We start from the raw sequence: 17,912 nt of genomic DNA, 5'->3' as shown, positions 1-17,912 counted from the left end.
TTGACCGGGCGATCCAGTACCCCGCGGCGTCGCGATCAATCGCTGGCGTCTCTGGAATACTGGATGCCCCGCCTTCGCGGGGCATGACAGTCTTTGGTCCACCTTACTCCGCCGCCTCCGTCGCCTTCAGCGTCGGATAGTCGGTGTAGCCCTTGGCGCCGCCGCCGTAGAAGGTCGCCTTGTCCCACTCGTTGAGCGGCGAGCCGGCCTTGAGCCGCTCGACCAGGTCGGGGTTGGAGATGAACGGCTTGCCGAACGCGATCAGGTCGGCCGCGCCGGCCTCCAGCACTTTCTCCGCCAGCGCGAAGTCGTAGCCGTTGTTGGCGACATAGGCCTGCTTGAAGCGCTTGCGCAGCGAGGCGTAGTCGAACGGCGCGATATCGCGCGGGCCGCCGGTCGCGCCCTCGACGACGTGGAGATAGGTCAGCTTCAGCGCACTGAGCTGGTCGACGATGTAGTCGAACAGCGCTTGCGGATTGGAGTCGGTGATGTCGTTGGCCGGCGTCACCGGTGAGATCCGGATGCCGGTGCGATCCGCGCCGGCCTCGATGGCGACCGCCTTGGACACGTCCAGCATCAGCTTGGCGCGGTTCTCGATTCCGCCGCCATACGCGTCGGTGCGCTTGTTGGTGCCGTCGCGGGCGAACTGGTCGAGCAGATAGCCGTTGGCGCCGTGGATCTCGACGCCGTCGAAGCCGGCCGCCAGCGCATTCTCCGTGCCGCGCTTGAAGTCCTCGATGATCCCCGGAATTTCCGACAGCTCGAGCGCGCGCGGCTCGGAGACATCGGCAAACGTGCCGTTTACGAAGGTCTTGGTCTTGGCCCTGATGGCGCTCGGCGCCACCGGTGCGCCGCCGTTCGGCTGCAGTGCGACATGCGAGATGCGGCCGACATGCCAGAGCTGGATGAAGATGCGGCCGCCGCGCTCATGCACGCGATCGGTGACCTTGCGCCAGCCCTCGACCTGTTCCTTCGAATAGATGCCGGGCGTGTCCTGATAGCCCTGGCCCTGCTGCGAGACCTGGCTCGCCTCGGTGATCAGAAGGCCGGCGGAGGCGCGCTGGCCGTAATAGTCCACCGCGAGCGGGCTCGGCACCATGCCGGGCGGCACCGCGCGGTTGCGCGTCAGCGGCGCCATCACCAGGCGGTTCGGCAGCGTCAGCGCGCCGAGCTTGTAGGGCTCGAGAAGTTTGGTCGATTGGCTCATGTAGTTGTTCCAGAGAATGACTGATGGAGGAGAGTTGTGCATTGCCGCGACGAGCGCAATGCCCGAGGCATTCGCGTTCCGCAGGCTAGCTGCGCACAATTCCGCCCATGTGGCCGGCATCGAGGAACAGGGTGTGCGCGTTCACATAGGAAGATTCATTCGAAATCAGGAACAGCGCAGTATAGGCGACCTCCCAGCCGGTGCCCTGGCGGCCGAAAGGCACTGTCACGGCGCGGTCCGATCGCCTGCGGCTGGCGTCGCGGCCCATCGGCGTGTCCATGAAGCCGGGCGCGATCACATTGCAGCGAATTCCCTTGTCCTCGCCGGCCCGCGCGATCGCCCGGCCCAGCGCGATCTGCGCCGCCTTGGAGGATTCATAGGCCGGGTTGCGCCCGCCGGCGCGCTGGCTCGCCATCGAGGAGATCAGGATGATCGCGCCGCCCGGCGCCATCACCTCCAGCGCCTTCTGCGCGAACAGCATGTGGCTGCGCACATTGACGGCGTAGTCGCGGTCCCAGGCTTCTGCCGTCATCTTGGGCAGCGACAGGCCGGAGGAAATTCCGACGTTGAGCGCCAGCCCGTCGAGCCCGCCGAGCCTTTGCGCGCAGCGTTCGACCGCGGGCGCGATCGCCGCGACGTCGGAGACATCGACCACATCGGTGAAGGCCTTGCCGCCTTCCTTGGTGATCTGCGCGACGGTGTCGTCGGCCGCGTCCTTGTTGACGTCGAGGCAGGCGACCGAGGCGCCCTCTCGCGCGAACAGCACGCTCATGGCGCGGCCGTTGCCGATCGGCGGCGCTTCATCCACCGTCGTGCGCTGTCCCGCGCCGACCACGATGATGCGCCGCCCGGCGAGGCGGCCGTGGTTCTTCGCCTGTCCCAGCGCTTCGGCATGCAGCGAGGCGGACGGATCGATGGCTTTCGGTGCGTGGGTTGTGGTCGACATGGCGTGCTCCCTGACGTCTTGTTGTTGTCAGGGAGCAGTAGCACGGCTGAGCATGTGAGGCGACGTGTCGCGCCGAAGCCTTCACGGGAGCGAGAAAATCCCGCCGCGGGGAATATCGATCACCGCGACCCTTGTAAGTCCTCATCCTGAGGAGCCGCGAAGCGGCGTCTCGAAGGATGTGGCCCGAGTGGGGCCTCATGGTTCGAGACGCGCGAAGACGCGCTCCTCACCATGAGGGACGAAGCGCGTCAGCTCACGCCGAGGAAATCGCGCTTGCCGATCTCGACGCCGTTGTGGCGCAGGATGTCGTGCGCGGTCACGGCGTGGAAGTAGAAGTTCGGGAACGAGAACGCGCTGAGGAATTGCTGGCCCTTCAGGGTCATGGTGCGATCGGGGCCGATCGGGAAGGTGACGTCCCGGGCGTCGGCGCCGTCGAACTGCGCCGGCTTGAACGACTTCACATAGTCGATGGTCTTGGCGAGCCGCTGCTTCAGTTCACTGATGCTCTTCTCGGTGTCGGGCGTCGACGGCACCTCACTATGGGTCAGCCGCGCGCAGCCGCGTGCGGCGTGGTCGCAGACCAGCTGCACCTGCTTGGTCAGCGGCAGCATGTCGGGATAGAGCCGCGATCCCAGCAGCACCTCGGGCGCGATCCTCTTGGCCTCGCAATGCGCCTCGGCCTTGGTCAGCTCGCCGGTGAGGCTGTTGAGGATCTGCAGGTAGGCGGGGACGACGGCGTCATGAAAGGACATGTGATGCTCCCTGTTCTGATGAAATCCGGATGTTACCGAACGGCGATGCTGCAAGTGGGGCGGCGAGGGGAAGAATACAACTGCGGGGAGCTGTAACACTTGGTCAAATATTTCCCGGCCGCGCCCCGTCTTGGACCCGTCATCTTGAGGTGCGAGCGGAGCGAGCCTCGAAGGATGCACGGCCCGGCTGGTGGCCGTCGACCCTTCGAGGCTCGCTCCGCTCGCGCCTCAGGGTGACGGATCGTACGAGGTCGCGTAGCCCGGATGGAGCGCAGCGCAATCCGGGGACGCGCATCGGGGCTTGTCCCGGATTTCGCTGCGCTGCATCCGGGCTACGGAAAATGGGCGTTTGCTCTACCGCATCCCCGGTGCCGCGGCATCGGCGGCCGGCTGGGTGCGGGGCCCGCCGCGCATCCGCGCCAGGAGCTCCGCGGTCGGCCAGGAATCCGCCGGCAGGCCGTATTTCATCTGCATCGCCTTCACCGCGCTGCGGCTTGCCTGTCCGAGCACGCCATCGATCTTGCCGACGTCGTAGCCGGCGCGCGCCAGCAATCCCTGCAGCTCCTTGATCTCATTGAACGGCAGTTGCGCGACCGGTGCGTGCGGGCGCTGCATCGGCGGCGCGCCCGCGATGCGGCCGGCGAGATAGCCGGCGGTGGTGGAATAGATCAGCGAGTTGTTCCACTCGGTGTAGGCGGCGAAGTTCGCATAGGCCAGGAACGCCGGACCCATCCGGCCCATCGGCAGCAGCAGCGAGGCCGGCATCTCGTCATTCGGCAATGGCTTGCCGTCGGTCAAGCTGACGCCAAGCGACGCCCATTTCGAGCGCGGCAGCTTGATGGTGAGATCGGCCTGATCCCAAGGAAAATTCGCGGCTTGCGGCACGCGCACCTCCTGCAGCCACGGCTCGCCGGGCCGCCATTTCAATCCGGTGGCGATGTAGTTCGCGGTCGAGCCGATCACGTCGGGGCCGCTTTGCAGGAGATTGCGATGGCCGTCGCCGTCATAGTCGACCGCGTAGTTGAAATAATGCGTCGGCAAGAATTGCGTCTGGCCGAGCTCGCCGGCCCATGAGCCGATCATCTCGTCGGGCGTCAGGTCGCCGCGCTCGATGATCTTCAGCGCGGCGATGGTCTCGCCCTGGAACATCTCGGAGCGGCGGCAATCATAGGCCAGCGACACCAGCGATTTCAGCGTCGGCAAATTGCCCATCTGGACGCCGAAATCGCTCTCCAGTCCCCAGAACGCGGCGATCACCGCCGGCGGCACGCCATACTCCTTCTCGGCGCGCGCGAACGCGGCGGCATAGGTCCGGATGTATTGCTGGCCCTGCTGCATACGATAGTTCGCGGCCATGCGGCCGGCGAACTGGGTGAAGATCTGCCCGAACACGCGCTGGCCGCGGTCGCGGTTGACGATGCCCTGGTCGTAGATCAGGTAGGGCGCGGCCTCCGCGATCGTGTGCTGCGAGACGCCGGCGGCGACCGCCTTCTGCTTCAGCTCGGCGAGAAAGCGATCGAAGTTTTGCCCGTTGTGGCAGGACGCAGCCCGCGGCGAGGCGACGGCGGCAGGGCGCGGCCTGACTGGCGCGGGATTCAAGGGGCTGGGCAGCGGCTGCTGCGCCGAGGCGAGGGTAGAGAGCGCCAGCGCCCCCGCGATCGCTGCGATCATGATCGGGGCGCAGAGGGGAGAGGCCGGCATCGATGTCACCGGCTGGAAAAAAGGGAAATTGAAGCCCAATCTGCATACACCAGGGCGACACCGGGCAACAACGGGGGTGCCGCTCTTAGACCAATTGGGCTGAGGTAGGTTCAGCCGCCGCCGCTATGATCGGCCGGTGATTCGCGGGCAGGGGTGTCGGCGGATCGATTACGCCCGGAGGGACCCATGTGGAGTTTTCTCGAGCGTCTCTTGGATTCGTCGACGTTTTCGCCGCACGGCATCTGCTTGTTGTGGGAACCGGAGCTGATCTGGCTCCACGTGATTTCAGACGCGATCATTGCCGCTTCGTATTTCTCGATCCCGTTTGCGCTGGCGATCCTCGTCTCCAAGCGGCGCGATTTCCAGTTCGGCTGGATGGCCTGGCCGTTCGCCGCGTTCATCCTCGCCTGCGGCCTCACCCACGTGTTCTCGATCTACACGCTGTGGGTGCCGATCTACGGTCTCGAGGGCCTGCTCAAGGCGCTCACCGCTGTCGCCTCGATCTTCACCGCCGTGCTGCTCTGGCCGCTGATCCCGCGGATCCTCGCGATCCCGACCGAAGAGCAGTTGCGCGAGGCGCATGTTGCGCTCGCCGAGGAGGGACGGCAGCGCCAGCGCTCGGAATTCCTGCTCGAGCGTTTCCGCGAGGCCGAGGCCAATGAGAGCAAGATCCGCCAGGCGCAGAAGATGGAAGCGGTCGGCCAGCTCACCGGTGGCATCGCGCACGACTTCAACAACATCCTCACCGTCATCACCGGCACGATCGACATCCTGGCCGAGGCAGTCACCCACAACCGCCAGCTCACCGAGATCACCTCGCTGATCCGCGACGCCGCCGAGCGCGGCGCATCGCTGACGCGGCATCTGCTCGCCTTCGCGCGCAAGCAGCCGCTGCAGCCGAGCGACGTCGACGTCAACGCGTTGATGGTCGACACCATCGAGCTGCTGCGGCCGACCATCGGCGACCATGTCGACATCGATTTTCGCCCCGCACCCGATCTGCCGCGCGCACTGGTCGATGGCAACCAGCTCGTCACCGCGATTATCAACCTTGCGCTCAACGCGCGCGACGCGATGCCGAAGGGCGGCCGGCTGACGATCGAGACCCGCACCGCCGAGCTCAAGCCATCGGACGTGAACGGCCATGACGGGCTTGCCGCCGGCGATTATGTCGCGCTCGCGCTGACCGACAACGGCCGGGGCATTGCGGAAGCCGACCTGGCCAAGGTGTTCGAGCCGTTCTTCACCACCAAGGACGTCGGCAAGGGCACCGGGCTCGGGCTGAGCATGGTCTACGGCTTCGTCAAGCAGTCCAACGGCCACGTCGTGCTCGACAGCGAGATCGGTCGCGGCACCAGGGTGATACTCTATCTGCCGCGCGCGGCGGTGGTCTCACCGGCAGCAGCGCCCGAGCGGCGGCAGCCGGACGCGCGCGGCGCGCGGGAAATCGTGCTCGTCGTCGAGGACGACAAGCTGGTGCGCTCCTATGTGCTGACCCAGATCGAGAGCCTCGGCTACACCACGCTGCCGGCCATCAATGGCCGCGAAGCCCTTGCCGTGCTCGACAGCGGCGCGCCGATCGATCTCTTGTTCACCGACGTCATCATGCCGGGCGCGATGAACGGGCGCGACCTCGCCACCGAGGCGCGGAAGCGCCGCCCGGGTCTCCGCGTCCTCTTCACATCGGGCTATACCGATGACGCCATCGACCAGGACGGCAAGCTCGAGCAGGGCATCCTGTTCCTGGCAAAACCCTACAGCCGCGCCGAGCTCGCCCGCATGTTGCGCGTCGCGCTGCGCGAGGAGGAAGCGGTGATCGCGCAGGAGCCGGCGGAGTAGCGCGCTTCCGTAACCGGCGGCGTAGGCACGATCTCGTAGCCCGGATGAGCGAAGCGATATCCGGGGCGGTGCCCCCGCATGTCGCTTCGCTCATGCGGGCTACGAACTGCGGGTGACTGCTTGCAGGTGACCGATTGTTAACCCGTGCCGCGTCGCTGCGACGCACTGGTTCCCCTTGCGGCTTCAGCGTCAAAATCCCTACCTGAGCGGCGTCAGTTGTGGCAGCATTCCGCTCGCCGTGAGGGAACAACGATGAACTATTTCCGCACCGCGCTCCTGCTTGCCGGCCTCACCGCCCTGTTCATGGGGGTCGGCTATCTGATCGGCGGCGGCACCGGCGCCGTGATCGCGCTGATCGTCGCGGCTGCGACAAATCTGTTCACCTACTGGAATTCCGATCGCATGGTGCTATCGATGTACGGCGCCCATCAGGTCGATGCGGGCTCGGCGCCCGAACTCTACAATCTCGTCGCCGAGTTGGCGCAGCGCGCCGCTCTCCCGATGCCGCGCGTGTTCGTGATGGACGAGGCGCAGCCGAATGCATTCGCGACCGGCCGCAATCCGGAGAACGCGGCGGTCGCCGTCACCACGGGGCTGATGCAGCAGCTCAGCCGCGAGGAGCTTGCCGGCGTGATCGCGCATGAGCTTGCGCATATCAAGCATCACGACACGCTGACCATGACGATCACGGCGACGATCGCCGGTGCGATCTCGATGCTGGCGCAGTTCGGCATGTTCTTCGGCGGCAACCGCAACAACAACGGCCCCGGCATCGTCGGCTCGATCGCGATGATGATCCTGGCGCCGCTCGGCGCCATGCTGGTGCAGATGGCGATCAGCCGCACCCGCGAATACGCCGCCGACAATTACGGCGCGCGCATCGTCGGCCAGCCGATGTGGCTTGCCTCGGCGCTCGCGAAAATCGAGAACGCCGCGCATCAGGTGCCGAACATGGAGGCCGAGCGCAATCCGGCCACCGCGCACATGTTCATCATCAACCCGCTGTCGGGCCACGGCGTCGACAACCTGTTCGCGACCCACCCCTCGACCGCGAACCGCATCGCCGCGCTGCAGCAGCTCGCCGCCGAGCTCGGCACCCAGACCGCGCCGCGCCCGGCCGGCGGAAGCTATCCGCCGCGCAGTCCGTGGGGCGGATCGTCGAGCCAGCGCGGCCCGTGGGGATAGGCGAGGTGAGACGGGATAGAACGGCAGCCGCGAAGGCGGTGTGCTCCCTCGCCCGGTGTTGGGGTGAGGGGCTGTCTCCGCAGATCCGGCGATAGCTGCATTCGCGGAGGCTCCCCCTCACCCGGAACGCATCTAGAGCCTATCCCGTTCCGATTGAATCGGAACGGGGCTCTAGATTCTTGTTTTGACGCGTTTTCTTCACGCGAACCGGTATCCACTTCGCTCGAAAACGCTCTAGCGATGCGTTCCGACCTCTCCCCGCACGCGGGGCGAGGTGAAGTGGAGCCGCTGCTACGCGCTCGCCGCGTCCAGCCGTTCGACCTGGTCCTTGCTCAACTCAAGTTTGGTCGCCGCGACCAGCGTTGCGACCTGCTCGGGCCTGGTGGCGCTGGCAATCGGCGCGGTGACGGAGGGTTTTGCCATCAGCCAGGCGAGCGCGACCGCGGCCGGCTCGGCGCGGGTTTCCGCGGCGACCTCGTCGAGACCGGCCAGGATGCGCATGCCGCGCGGGTTCATGTATTTCGGAATGCTGCGTGCACCGCGCGGGCTCTTGGCGAAGTCGCTCTCCGAGCGATATTTGCCGGTCAAAAATCCTGCGGCGAGCGAGAAGAACGTGATCACGCCGACGTCGTTCGCCTCGCAGACGCGTTGCAGCGCGCCTTCGTAGCTCGAGCGCTCGGCGAGGCTGTATTCGGGCTGCATGCTCTCATAGCGGGGTAGCCCGTTCGCCTTGGCAATATCGAGCGCACTCTGGAGCCGCTCCGCCGAGAAGTTCGAGGCGCCGATGGCCCTGACCTTGCCGGCCTTGATCAGCCTGTCGTAGGCCGCGAGCGTCTCTTCCTGCGGTGTCGTCTCATCGTCCTTGTGGGACTGGTAGAGATCGATGAAATCGGTCTGTAGCCGCCGCAGCGAATCCTCGACGGCGCGCGCGATGTAGTCCGGCTTCAGCCCGACATTGCCGCCGCCCATGTCCATGCCGACCTTGGTGGCGAGGATGACGCGGTTGCGGTTGCCGCGCGCCTTCATCCATTTGCCGATGATGGTCTCGGATTCGCCGCCGCTGTGGCCCGGCACCCAGCGTGAATAGACATCCGCCGTATCCAGGAAGGTCAGCCCCTGATCGAGCACGGTGTCGAGCAGGCGAAACGACGACGTCTCGTCCACGGTCCAGCCGAATACATTGCAGCCGAAGCACAGGGGAGGAACAGTGAGGCCGGAGCGGCCGAGCGCGCGATGCTTCATGAGTTTTCTTTCGCTTGTTCTTGGTGGCGGGCGCCGGACACTGAGGCAGATCGCCCTTGTTTGCAAGGCGTTGTGCCTGTCGCATGACGTGAGGGAAAGGGTGCGGGTGAGGGTGAGGTCCGGGTTGGTCGTGGACTCACCATGCTCGCTCGTGTGTCAGGCAGGCTGCCCTACAGTGCTGTCTCGATAGAGCGCGATTTCATTTGCCGGGTATTTGATGTAGATTGCGCGGCGAGCTGCCACCGGTTGCGCCGAAATCCGGAGAAGCGGCAGCGCGACTGGCCATCGGCAGGCCATTTCTTCCCATTTTTCAGTACGAAATGCTCTGCCCGGGCCGCGTGCCTGGGTGAATGTTTTTTCATTCCAACCAAATGGAGCGATTGCCATGCATTTCTGCTTCTCTGGTGAATACACCCCGCGTTCCCTGAACAACATCATGGAAAACCCGACGACCAATCGATACGAGGCCGCGAAGAAGTTGATCGAGGCCGCCGGCGGAAAACTGATTTCGATGTACAGCACGGCGACCGATGGCCCCGGCGTGATGGTGATCTTCGACGTGCCGGATCCGAGCTTCGCGCCTGCGGTCAGCGGCGTGGTCGTCGCGGCCGGCGCCATGCAGAATGTGAGGCTGATCCGGCTCTTTACCCAGGACGAGATCAAGGTGGTGCGTCAGCACGCGACCAAGCTCAAGGCCGCCTACACGCCGCCCGGCGGTTAGCAGGCTGAGCGATCCAAAACGGCGCAGATCGATCTGACGCTGTTGTCTCTCTCGCGCGGCGGTGCTTTCCGGCGCGCCGCGCGAAGGCGAGGGCCGTTGCGCGCCACAGATCCGGGGCGCGGTCGACGGATGGGCAGTCGCTCAGGCGGATGTCCTGCGCGCATGCCGGCTCGCAAGCCCCGGCTGGTTGTGCCGTCGCATGACGTCCGCCGCCTCGCTCGGCCTCCGCTTCGGTAAGACGAGCGCAGTACGCGCTAAGGCGCGATGAAATCAGGGCGTGTACTCATGAATTCTTCGCGTCCGCTTTGATCTCGGAAGCTGACGTTGAGGCCGACATCGCCGTATGTCGGCCTTGGGCCAATAAGCAACATCCAAAGAAGTTCAGTTGACTACGTGCGGGCCTCAAAGTTCATGTTGAACGGCGTCTCGGTCGCGCGACCGAACTACCTAGCTAGAGCCCGCCCCTATAACGCATGCTCGCATGTCCAGCCCTTCTTAGCGGACGACTAGCAAATGCGACAGGGGATGCGAAGTATCGCCTTGGCCGACCAGCGCCGCTTGGGGATGGAAAAATCACACCCCCCGCTTCTTTAGACCGAGCCCCTCGAACTGCGTCTTCTGCTCGTCAGTCAGGTTCCAACGGAAATCGTCGACCGCGTCGTTCACGCTGATGATCGCCTCTCTCATCGCTTCCAACCGCGCCTTTGCGGCCTTAAGGCGGGCCGGCGGGGTGAGCGCGTCCTTTGGCGGGCATGGGTTTAAGGCTTCCATGGTGCCCATCGTGGTATCCTGCACCACTTCGAGCGCGGCGCGTTGCGTATCGTTCAGTTTCAGGCTGGCGACGATGTCGTCGAGGGGCCATTGCTGGGCGACGAGCTGGCGGTATTGCTTTTCGGCCTGTTGCTCGTCTTGCGGTTCACGGCTCGCCTGGCAGGCGGCGTCCTGCATCTCCTTCAGCTTCGCGGCCGCAGTGTTAGCGCGGCGGTCGCGTTCGGGCGTGTTGAGCTGGGCCTTCTGTTCATCGCTTAGGAGATCGTAGAATTTTTGAAATGGCGGCATAACGGTCGCAACTGCGCTCAGCATCGCGTTGACGCGGCTCTGCATGGCCGCGAATCGCTCCAGCGCGGTGGTTGCGGTCTGTGCTGGACAGGAAGCGCGGATGGTGTTGCCGGCGGAAATCCAGGCGCTCGCGAGCTCGTCGAAGGCTGCGCGCTGCGCCTCGTTCGCCGCGACCGCCAGGCCGATCCGCTCGAGGGGAAGGCCGGTCGTCTCGGCGGTGTCGCCGCTACAGAATTCCTGCACCGAGGGCGCTTTGCGATGCCGCCTCCCGGCGGGGCGCTCGGCCGCATACGCTGAGAGATCGCTCGCAGCGTAAGGCGAGAAGATCGCGGCGTAGAGATCGCCGTAGCCATAGGCCCAGAAGCCGCTGCCATCATTGAGAAGCGCGTAGTCATAGAGATCGCTATAGGCAAACGGCCAGAAGAGCGGACCGACCCAGCCGTATGAACCGTCGGAGTGCTGCCACCAGCCTTGCGCAGCTCGGCCGCCCTGCCAGCCGGCCAGCGCGGCGACGGCAGTGAGCTGCGCGCGCTCACTCGGGCCGATCGACTCGGCGGCGGGGCGAAGATCTTGCGGTCTTAGAGCAGCCATGCGGACGCGGCTGTGGCGCGCCGCCATGCGTGCGTGGCGGAGACCTGCGACCGACAGCACGCCGGCCATCGCGAAGCGCGCGACACTCACGGGGCCGCCAACGCGCAGGCGGAAACCCGCCTCGGCCGCGCTCGGCAGCGCTCCCAGAACGCCAATTGCAACGCCGGCTGCAGCCATTCCAAGGCGGGACTTTGACATGATCTCTCCCTCGGTCTCTCCCTTGGCGGCCCAGGCCACATCGCGTCACAAATATGACTCGCAGCGGAACCGAAAGTTCCACCCGCCGTTTTCATTAGGTGAACCTGCGGTCAGGTCACGACGTCAACGGATTAGTCGCGTCGAGTACACGCGCTGGGTCGAATCGTCATCGCGCTTTAGTTTGGTGTGTGATTCGCGCAAACGCGTTGTCGCGAGGGAAAGCCGCTTCGCACTTTTCCGGATCATGCTTTAGCGCACGTCGTCCTCGGTCGAATCCTCCTCCGTTTTCGGCGGCCAGGCGCCGCGCCGGACCAGCGCCTCGTGCAGGAGATGTGCACGCTGTTCGTCGCGCCCGATGGCTGCAAGGTGGTCGAGGGCGCGATCAGCAAGGACGGCTGGTGCAAGGCCTTTGCCGCGGTGGATTGATCGGTGGATTGATCCTTGGCTCACAACTCCCGCGCATTCGAGAACGCGAACGAGGACACGCGCCGCGTGGTCTCGTCCAGGATCAGGGTGCGCGTGATCGGCGGCTCGGCGCGCTGGCTGCAATTCTCGCGCTCGCAAAGCCGGCAGTTGACGCCGATCGGGGTGCCCTCGACCTTTTCCAGATCCATGCCGGTGGCATAGACGAGCTTGGCCGCATGCCGGATCTCGCAGCCGAGCCCGATCGCAAACCGCGGCTGCGGCTGCGGGTAGGGCGCCACCGGCCGGCGCACCATCTGCGCGATCGAGAAATAGCGCGTGCCGTCCGGCAATTCGATCACCTGGCTGAGCAGGCGATCCGGCATGTCGAAGGTCGAGTGCACGTTCCAGAGCGGGCAGGTGCCGCCGAACTTGGAGAACGGGAAGGTGCCCGAGGAAAATCGCTTCGACACGTTGCCGGCATTGTCGACGCGGAGCAGGAAGAACGGCACGCCGCGCGCGTTCGGCCGTTGCAGCGTGGTGAGGCGGTGGCAGATCTGCTCGAAGCCGGCGTTGAAGCGCTGTGCCAGCACATGGACGTCGTAGCTCAAGGCTTCGGCTGCGGAATGAAACGCCTGATAGGGCATCATCGCGGCGGCTGCGAAATAATTGGCGAGCGTGATGCGGTAGAGCCGGCGCGCAGTATCGTCGAGCGGACCGGCGCGGCTGACGATGGCGTCGATCGCGGCGCCGAACTCGACAAAGCCGATCTGCAGCGCAAGCTGGAAGCTGCGGCCGGAGCTGTCGACGAGTTCGGAGATCAAGAGCTGCCGGCGGTGCCGATCGAAACGGCGCAGGGTCTCGCGCATCACGTCGACCGGCATCACGCGGGTCAGAATCGAATGTTTTTCGCGCAAGCGCGTGGTCAGCGCCGTGAACAGGCCTTCGGTCGGCACGTTGAGCTCGTCGCGTAAATTCTCCGCGGCAGTCTCGAGCTCCGGAAAATAGTTGCGGTTGGCCTCGATCAGGTCACGCACCCGCTCGATCGGATTGGCGTCGAATTGCGAGCCTTCGCGGTCGGCCATCTGCGCCGCCACCAGCGTTTCGCCGCGGCGCGCCTCGGTGTAGGCGGCGTAGAGCCGCTGCAGCGCATGCGTCACGCCGGGGCAGAGCTCGGCGAGGTCGCGCAGCTCCTGCTTCGGCAGGTCGATTTGGCGGAACAGGGGATCGGAGAAGATCTCGTTGAGTTCCGCAAAGAAGCGATCCTCGTCAGCGGTGGCGAGGTCGCGCAAATCGAGGTCGTAGGTCTCGGCCAGCCGCAGCAGGATCTGCGCCGTCACCGGGCGCTGGTTGCGCTCGATCAGGTTGATGTAGGAGGGCGAGATGCCGAGCCCCTCGGCGATCTGGGTCTGCGACAGCCCCAATTGCTGGCGGATCCGCCGGAAGCGCGGGCCGACGAACAGCTTCTTTCCGGACTCACCGGCCATGGCAGGCTTCCTGACCTATATTGTGACAAAATTTACAAATCGACATTTATTACAAGTTCAGATGTTACATGACATCACAAATAAAAAACAAGGCATCTATACGAACTTCGCGTTTTCGCGTTTATCTCCTGACACGCAGTTCGCAATGCTCTGTCAAGAATGTCGATCCGGCGAGCAGGTTGCGGGGATCAGGGTGCAGGCGGCTGGGCAAAGGCAGCCCGATTTTGAAGGAGACTGACGATGAGCAAGGGCAGCAATTTCTGGGTGATCGGCGGCGAGTTCGGGTCGATGAATTTCCACAAGCTGGTCGAAGGCTCGGCCCAGGTCCGCGGTCCGTTCAAGACGCGCAAGGAAGCCGAAGAGTGCTGGAAGGAAGTCTCGGAAGAGAGCCGCCACAAGGCCGGCGTGCGCTTCTCCATCGTCGAGGAGCCGTCGCGGGTTTCGGCCTGAGCGCCAGAATATTCAGAGCTAAGAAAACGTCCAAGGACGGCGGCCTCATCCGGTTTCATCCGGGTGGGGTCGACCGCTTTTGGGACGGCGTCAGGTCTTTGATCTGGGGATAAGTGGCGGTCTAAGTGCTTGGGAACCAACGCCCTTTGCGGACATCTTGGTTGCTGATAGGTTAATGCGCAGGAAACCCGTCACCACGAGACCGCAAGGCATGTCCGATCCGCAGAACACCGGCAGCGAGGCGCGCGAGATGCGGCCGACGCTGCGAGAGGCGCTGCGACGGGCGCGGATCGAGGCGGCCGATCGCACCGGTGTCGTCGTCGAGCTGCGCGACGCCGAGGTGGCGCGGCTCGAGATCCTCAACGATGCGCTCGATCCGTTGTTCGCGCAGGTGCCGGACAAGGTCGATCTGTTCGACCGCGGCATCAGCCAGGGCGAGACGCCGCGGCTGTGGATCGACGTCGTCGCGCATGTGCTGATGGGGCGCGACAAGCGGATCTACCGCTTCGTGCAGGACACGAGGTTCGGCCGCATTGTGCTCGCCGAATCGCATGACGTCGCCGCGATCGTCGATGCCGTCACCGACTATGTCGCGCGCCGCCTGATCGAGCGCGAGCATGCGATGGTGGCCACGCCGCTTCCGGTTGCCGAGCCGCCGGCGCCGCCGCCCGTCCCGGTGGTGGCGCCGAAGCGCCGCGGCGGGATCGGCATGTTCGTGTTCGGCTTCGTCATGGGCGCGCTCGCGCTGTTCGGTCTCGCGCTGTTAGCGAGCTTGCAAAACTTCTAGCCGCTCAACGGGCGGGGGCATCGTGGTCATAACACCCGCCTCGGCATTTTTCGGCGTCCTGGCGGCTGCCGCGGTGGTCGGCAGCGCCGTGCTGTTCGGCAAGTGGCAGACATTGCGGCGCGCCGAGTACATCCGCACCTTTCACTGGCCGGCGGGCCTGTTGGCGCGGCTCGAGAAGCGTCACCCCGGCTTCACCCGCAAGGACAGCGCGCTGGTCTCGCGCGGCCTGCGGCAGTTCTTCCTCGCCTATCTGATGAGCGGCAAGCGTTACGTCTCGATGCCCTCGCAAGCGGCCGACGACCTCTGGCACGAATTCATTCTCTACACCCGCGAGTATGATGCGTTCTGCCGCCGCGCCTTCGGCAGCTTCCTGCATCACACCCCCGCGGTCGTCCTGGTGAAGGAGCGGCGCAGGAGCAATGAGGGGCTGCGGCGGGTCTGGTGGTATTGCTGCAAATACGAGAACATCGATCCGGTCAGGCCGACGCGGCTGCCGCTGCTGTTCGCGCTCGACGCCAAGCTGAACATCGCGAACGGCTTCATCTATCACACCGACTGCGAGGCGCTGCGCCGCAGCGGGATCGGCGGCAGCAGTCCCTATTGCGGCGGCGATTTCTCCGACTCGTCGATCGACGGATCGTCAGCGGGTTTCGGCGATGCCGGCAGCGACGGGAGCAGTGGCAGCGATGGCGGTGACGGCGGCGGCGATGGTGGCGGCGGTGACAGCGGCGGCGGTTGCGGCGGCGGCGGGGGCGGCGATTAGGACAGTCGTACTTGCTTCAATTCGCGAATGCCGTCGTGATCGCCGAGGCCGCGCACGGTCTGCTCGCAGCGCCAGGCATTGCCGTCACGCTCGATCGAGAACAAATTGTAGGCCGCCGCCGGATAGTGCTTGCGCGCCAGCGCCGATGCCGACGGCACGCCGATCGCCGGGATCTTCCGCTCAGGGCCGTCGAACCACATCGTCGAATGGATGTGGTCGTGGCCATGGAGCACCAGCTCGGCGCCGTGGCGCCTGAGCAGCGCGAGCAGCTGATGCGAATCGGTCAGGCGCTTGGCGCGGCCGTCGGAGTGCAGCGGGTGATGCACCAGGAGGACGCGGAAGGCGTCCTCCCGCGACAGCTGCGCGAGGATCGCATCAAGCGCATCGATCTGGGGATGGCCGAGCCAGCCGGTCGCCATCAGCGGCGGCGTCGGCACCGCCGAGGAGACGCCGATCAGCGCCAGCGGCCCGCGGCGGCGCACGAACGGAAAATGCGTTGCTGCGCCATCGGCGTCGCCGCGCAGATAGTCGCCGAAGTGACTGATGAAGCGATGCCGGGTCGCCCGCACATAGGCGTCGTGGTTGCCGGGGATCACGGTGACGTCGGCAGGCGAACCCACGCCCTCCAGCCATTGCCGGGCCGGATTGAACTCGGCATCCAGCGCCAGATTGACCAGGTCGCCGGTCACGGCGATATGGTCCGGCTGCTGCGCCTGCATGTCCGACACCAGCGCGTCGAGCACGTCGCGGCGGTGATATTTGTGACGGTTGCGCGTCCAGTTCAGGTAGCCGAAGGCGCGCTTGCCGGCCAGATCGCGCAGCCGCGCCGCCGGCAGCGGCGGCAAATGCGGGTCCGACAGATGCGCGAGGCGGAACGCCGCCATCATGCGATTCCCTTCGGATTGTCCGCGAAAAGTGGCCGGCAGTCGGTCATGTCGTGCTATCCCGAACGTCCTGCCCTGTATTGGCAAGAGCTGCGCAGGCGCGCAAGGATCAAAGCACGGATCAAACACCATGATGTCGAGGGTTCAGTGACGGTCCTGCTCGATTTACGCAAGCGCTACGAGCCGCAGATCAGATGGGTGTTTCATTTCTACTGGCGGCTCGTCCGCAGCATGACGCTCGGGGTCCGTGCCGTCGTGCTCGATGCCGACAACAGGGTGTTCCTGGTCAAGCACAGCTACGTCCATGGCTGGTATCTGCCTGGCGGCGGGGTCGAGGTCGGCGAAAGCTTTATCGAGTCGCTGCGGCGCGAATTGGAGGAGGAGGGGCGGATCGAGCTCAAGGGCGAGCCGGTGCTGCACGGCATCTTCCACAACAGCCACGTCTCGCCGCGCGATCATGTCGCGGTTTACGTCGTCAGGAACTACCGGCAGGACCGCCTGCCGGAGCCGAATCGCGAGATCGTGGCCTGCGGCTTCTTCGACCCGGCTGATCTGCCTGACGAGACCACCCCCGGTACGCGGCTGCGGATCGCGGAGGTGCTCGAAGGCAGGCCGCCGACGGCGACATGGCGGTGATGGACCGCGCCCGCGCCAGATGCTATCCCGCGCCCCACAATGACCGAATTGTCCCTGACCATCCTGCCCGAGACCCCGAAAGACGCCCAGGCGATCGAGCGCCTGCACGAGCGCACCTTCGGGCCCGGTCGCTTCGTGCTCAGCGCCTACCGGCTGCGTGAGCATGTCGATCATCTGCTCGATGTCTCCTTCACGGCGCGGATCGGCACGCTGCTGGTCGGCTCGGTGCGCCAGTTGCCGATCACGATCGGCGATACGCCGGCGCTGATGCTCGGGCCGCTAACGGTCGAGCCGCCGTTCCGCAGCCGCGGCGTCGGCCGTGCGCTGCTCGAGCGTGCGATCAACGACGCCCGCGCCAAGGGCCACCGGCTGATCGTGCTGGTCGGCGACGAGCCATACTACGCGCGGGTCGGCTTCAAGCCGGTCCCGAAGGGGCAAATGACCATGCCCGGTCCGGTCGATTACAGTCGCCTGCTTGTCATGGAACTGGTCGACGGCGCGGCCGAGGGCGTGTCCGGACCGATCCAGCCGGACTGGAGCAAGGCGATCTGACGTTCTCGCGAGCGTCGCCGGAACTTGCGCGCTATCGGAAACTAAAGCACAGTTGAGGTAAGCGCCGGGACAAGACCGGCGCATGTCATATCAACAGGGAGAGTGCGCGTCATGATCAAGGTCAGTGTGATGTATCCGAACAATCCAGGCGCACGCTTTGATCACGACTATTATCGCGACAAGCACATGCCGCTGGTGAAGGCGCGCCTCGGCGACGCATGCAAATACTACACCGTCGACAAGGGCATCGCCGGCGGCGCGCCGGGGCAACCTGCAACCTATGTCGGAATGTGCCACATCTTCTGCGACTCGGTTGAGGCCTTCGCGGCCGGCATGGGCAAGCACGCCCAGGAGATCTTGGGCGACATCCCGAACTACACCGATCAGCAGCCGGTGATCCAGATCAGCGAAGTCGTCGTCGGCCACTGATTGTCGACGCGGGCGGCAAGGCTCACACGCTCGTCCATCGGACATGTTCGTAGCCCGGATGAAGCGAAGCGAAATCCGGGA

At 65.3% G+C, this 17,912-nt stretch carries 19 protein-coding genes; 10 read left to right on the top strand and 9 right to left on the bottom strand.

Annotation, left to right across the window (positions count from 1 at the left end):
- Nucleotides 1-103: 103 nt before the first annotated feature.
- The 4 genes from ACE10X_RS35605 to ACE10X_RS35590 form a co-directional block, all read right to left on the bottom strand.
- Nucleotides 104-1,207, bottom strand: a complete 1,104-nt coding sequence (locus tag ACE10X_RS35605) for an alkene reductase (protein WP_038388804.1) — start codon at nt 1,205-1,207, stop codon at nt 104-106.
- An 85-nt stretch (nt 1,208-1,292) separates the two neighbouring features.
- Nucleotides 1,293-2,153, bottom strand: a complete 861-nt coding sequence (locus ACE10X_RS35600; RefSeq protein WP_375763503.1) for an SDR family NAD(P)-dependent oxidoreductase — start codon at nt 2,151-2,153, stop codon at nt 1,293-1,295.
- 248 nt (nt 2,154-2,401) lie between these two features.
- Entirely contained in the window at nt 2,402-2,905 is a 504-nt protein-coding gene (locus ACE10X_RS35595) for a DUF1993 family protein (RefSeq protein WP_375763502.1), read from the bottom strand.
- A 354-nt stretch (nt 2,906-3,259) separates the two neighbouring features.
- Nucleotides 3,260-4,576, bottom strand: coding sequence for a lytic murein transglycosylase (locus ACE10X_RS35590; RefSeq protein WP_375764634.1), 1,317 nt, complete (start codon nt 4,574-4,576; stop codon nt 3,260-3,262).
- A 216-nt stretch (nt 4,577-4,792) separates the two neighbouring features.
- On the opposite strand from ACE10X_RS35590, the gene ACE10X_RS35585 reads away from it, so the two are divergent.
- Together ACE10X_RS35585 and htpX are read left to right on the top strand one after the other, a co-directional pair.
- The gene (locus tag ACE10X_RS35585) at nt 4,793-6,445 is read left to right on the top strand and encodes an ATP-binding protein (protein ID WP_051003406.1); all 1,653 of its coding nucleotides are present in this window, start codon (nt 4,793-4,795) and stop codon (nt 6,443-6,445) included.
- 252 nt (nt 6,446-6,697) lie between these two features.
- Entirely contained in the window at nt 6,698-7,630 is a 933-nt protein-coding gene (htpX, locus tag ACE10X_RS35580; RefSeq protein ID WP_038388798.1) for a zinc metalloprotease HtpX, read from the top strand.
- Between the two features lie 291 nt (nt 7,631-7,921).
- Here the strand turns inward: htpX and ACE10X_RS35575 are convergent, their stop codons facing one another.
- Both ACE10X_RS35575 and ACE10X_RS35570 read right to left on the bottom strand, forming a co-directional pair.
- Nucleotides 7,922-8,872, bottom strand: coding sequence for an aldo/keto reductase (locus ACE10X_RS35575; RefSeq protein ID WP_038388797.1), 951 nt, complete (start codon nt 8,870-8,872; stop codon nt 7,922-7,924).
- A gap of 156 nt (nt 8,873-9,028) precedes the next feature.
- Nucleotides 9,029-9,259 carry a hypothetical protein gene (locus ACE10X_RS35570; protein WP_157788217.1) on the bottom strand — a complete coding sequence of 77 codons (231 nt, stop codon included), beginning with the start codon at nt 9,257-9,259 and terminating at the stop codon, nt 9,029-9,031.
- Between ACE10X_RS35570 and ACE10X_RS35565 the strand changes: the two genes are divergently transcribed.
- Nucleotides 9,258-9,593 (top strand): GYD domain-containing protein, encoded by a 336-nt coding sequence (locus ACE10X_RS35565; protein ID WP_028338617.1) that lies wholly within the window; start codon nt 9,258-9,260, stop codon nt 9,591-9,593. The genes ACE10X_RS35570 and ACE10X_RS35565 overlap by 2 nt on opposite strands.
- A gap of 573 nt (nt 9,594-10,166) precedes the next feature.
- Here the strand turns inward: ACE10X_RS35565 and ACE10X_RS35560 are convergent.
- Both ACE10X_RS35560 and ACE10X_RS35555 read right to left on the bottom strand, forming a co-directional pair.
- Nucleotides 10,167-11,420: a Spy/CpxP family protein refolding chaperone gene (locus ACE10X_RS35560; protein ID WP_038386014.1), complete on the bottom strand. Its 1,254-nt coding sequence runs from the start codon at nt 11,418-11,420 to the stop codon at nt 10,167-10,169.
- Between the two features lie 467 nt (nt 11,421-11,887).
- Complete coding sequence (locus ACE10X_RS35555; RefSeq protein ID WP_038386015.1) at nt 11,888-13,330, bottom strand: short-chain fatty acyl-CoA regulator family protein; 1,443 nt, start codon at nt 13,328-13,330, stop codon at nt 11,888-11,890.
- Between ACE10X_RS35555 and ACE10X_RS35550 the strand changes: the two genes are divergently transcribed.
- From ACE10X_RS35550 to ACE10X_RS35535, 4 genes are all read left to right on the top strand, one after another.
- Nucleotides 13,329-13,568: a hypothetical protein gene (locus ACE10X_RS35550; protein WP_375763501.1), complete on the top strand. Its 240-nt coding sequence runs from the start codon at nt 13,329-13,331 to the stop codon at nt 13,566-13,568. The genes ACE10X_RS35555 and ACE10X_RS35550 overlap by 2 nt on opposite strands.
- A gap of 2 nt (nt 13,569-13,570) precedes the next feature.
- A complete protein-coding gene (locus ACE10X_RS35545) occupies nt 13,571-13,780 on the top strand; it encodes a hypothetical protein (protein ID WP_016839740.1) in 210 nt (69 codons plus the stop codon).
- A 211-nt stretch (nt 13,781-13,991) separates the two neighbouring features.
- A complete protein-coding gene (locus tag ACE10X_RS35540; RefSeq protein ID WP_375763500.1) occupies nt 13,992-14,567 on the top strand; it encodes a hypothetical protein in 576 nt (191 codons plus the stop codon).
- A 22-nt stretch (nt 14,568-14,589) separates the two neighbouring features.
- Nucleotides 14,590-15,330 carry a glycine-rich domain-containing protein gene (locus ACE10X_RS35535; protein ID WP_375763499.1) on the top strand — a complete coding sequence of 247 codons (741 nt, stop codon included), beginning with the start codon at nt 14,590-14,592 and terminating at the stop codon, nt 15,328-15,330.
- On the opposite strand, the gene ACE10X_RS35530 is transcribed toward ACE10X_RS35535, so the two are convergent.
- Nucleotides 15,327-16,214: a metallophosphoesterase family protein gene (locus ACE10X_RS35530; protein WP_375764633.1), complete on the bottom strand. Its 888-nt coding sequence runs from the start codon at nt 16,212-16,214 to the stop codon at nt 15,327-15,329. The two genes, ACE10X_RS35535 and ACE10X_RS35530, sit on opposite strands and share 4 nt — an antisense overlap.
- Nucleotides 16,215-16,361: 147 nt before the next feature.
- Between ACE10X_RS35530 and ACE10X_RS35525 the strand changes: the two genes are divergently transcribed.
- The 3 genes from ACE10X_RS35525 (at nt 16,362) to ACE10X_RS35515 (ending at nt 17,831) form a co-directional block, all read left to right on the top strand.
- Nucleotides 16,362-16,850: an NUDIX domain-containing protein gene (locus ACE10X_RS35525; RefSeq protein WP_212057488.1), complete on the top strand. Its 489-nt coding sequence runs from the start codon at nt 16,362-16,364 to the stop codon at nt 16,848-16,850.
- Nucleotides 16,851-16,889: 39 nt separating this feature from the next.
- Nucleotides 16,890-17,402, top strand: a complete 513-nt coding sequence (locus tag ACE10X_RS35520) for a GNAT family N-acetyltransferase (RefSeq protein ID WP_028338623.1) — start codon at nt 16,890-16,892, stop codon at nt 17,400-17,402.
- A 111-nt stretch (nt 17,403-17,513) separates the two neighbouring features.
- Entirely contained in the window at nt 17,514-17,831 is a 318-nt protein-coding gene (locus ACE10X_RS35515; protein WP_038386021.1) for an EthD family reductase, read from the top strand.
- Nucleotides 17,832-17,912 lie beyond the last annotated feature (81 nt).

Source organism: Bradyrhizobium sp. Pha-3 (assembly GCF_042258325.1).
GTDB lineage: Bacteria > Pseudomonadota > Alphaproteobacteria > Rhizobiales > Xanthobacteraceae > Bradyrhizobium > Bradyrhizobium elkanii.
This window is presented reverse-complemented; position numbering and strand designations above follow the sequence as displayed.

Bases quoted from the DNA above. Each gene is read 5' to 3' on its own strand.
- ACE10X_RS35605 (WP_038388804.1), bottom strand. From the start codon at position 1,207: ATGAGCCAATCGACCAAACTTCTCGAGCCCTACAAGCTCGGCGCGCTG.
- ACE10X_RS35600 (WP_375763503.1), bottom strand. From the start codon at position 2,153: ATGTCGACCACAACCCACGCACCGAAAGCCATCGATCCGTCCGCCTCG.
- ACE10X_RS35595 (WP_375763502.1), bottom strand. From the start codon at position 2,905: ATGTCCTTTCATGACGCCGTCGTCCCCGCCTACCTGCAGATCCTCAAC.
- ACE10X_RS35590 (WP_375764634.1), bottom strand. From the start codon at position 4,576: ATGATCGCAGCGATCGCGGGGGCGCTGGCGCTCTCTACCCTCGCCTCG.
- ACE10X_RS35585 (WP_051003406.1), top strand. From the start codon at position 4,793: ATGTGGAGTTTTCTCGAGCGTCTCTTGGATTCGTCGACGTTTTCGCCG.
- htpX (WP_038388798.1), top strand. From the start codon at position 6,698: ATGAACTATTTCCGCACCGCGCTCCTGCTTGCCGGCCTCACCGCCCTG.
- ACE10X_RS35575 (WP_038388797.1), bottom strand. From the start codon at position 8,872: ATGAAGCATCGCGCGCTCGGCCGCTCCGGCCTCACTGTTCCTCCCCTG.
- ACE10X_RS35565 (WP_028338617.1), top strand. From the start codon at position 9,258: ATGCATTTCTGCTTCTCTGGTGAATACACCCCGCGTTCCCTGAACAAC.
- ACE10X_RS35570 (WP_157788217.1), bottom strand. From the start codon at position 9,259: ATGGCAATCGCTCCATTTGGTTGGAATGAAAAAACATTCACCCAGGCA.
- ACE10X_RS35560 (WP_038386014.1), bottom strand. From the start codon at position 11,420: ATGGCTGCAGCCGGCGTTGCAATTGGCGTTCTGGGAGCGCTGCCGAGC.
- ACE10X_RS35550 (WP_375763501.1), top strand. From the start codon at position 13,329: ATGGCAGGCTTCCTGACCTATATTGTGACAAAATTTACAAATCGACAT.
- ACE10X_RS35555 (WP_038386015.1), bottom strand. From the start codon at position 13,330: ATGGCCGGTGAGTCCGGAAAGAAGCTGTTCGTCGGCCCGCGCTTCCGG.
- ACE10X_RS35545 (WP_016839740.1), top strand. From the start codon at position 13,571: ATGAGCAAGGGCAGCAATTTCTGGGTGATCGGCGGCGAGTTCGGGTCG.
- ACE10X_RS35540 (WP_375763500.1), top strand. From the start codon at position 13,992: ATGTCCGATCCGCAGAACACCGGCAGCGAGGCGCGCGAGATGCGGCCG.
- ACE10X_RS35530 (WP_375764633.1), bottom strand. From the start codon at position 16,214: ATGGCGGCGTTCCGCCTCGCGCATCTGTCGGACCCGCATTTGCCGCCG.
- ACE10X_RS35520 (WP_028338623.1), top strand. From the start codon at position 16,890: ATGACCGAATTGTCCCTGACCATCCTGCCCGAGACCCCGAAAGACGCC.
- ACE10X_RS35515 (WP_038386021.1), top strand. From the start codon at position 17,514: ATGATCAAGGTCAGTGTGATGTATCCGAACAATCCAGGCGCACGCTTT.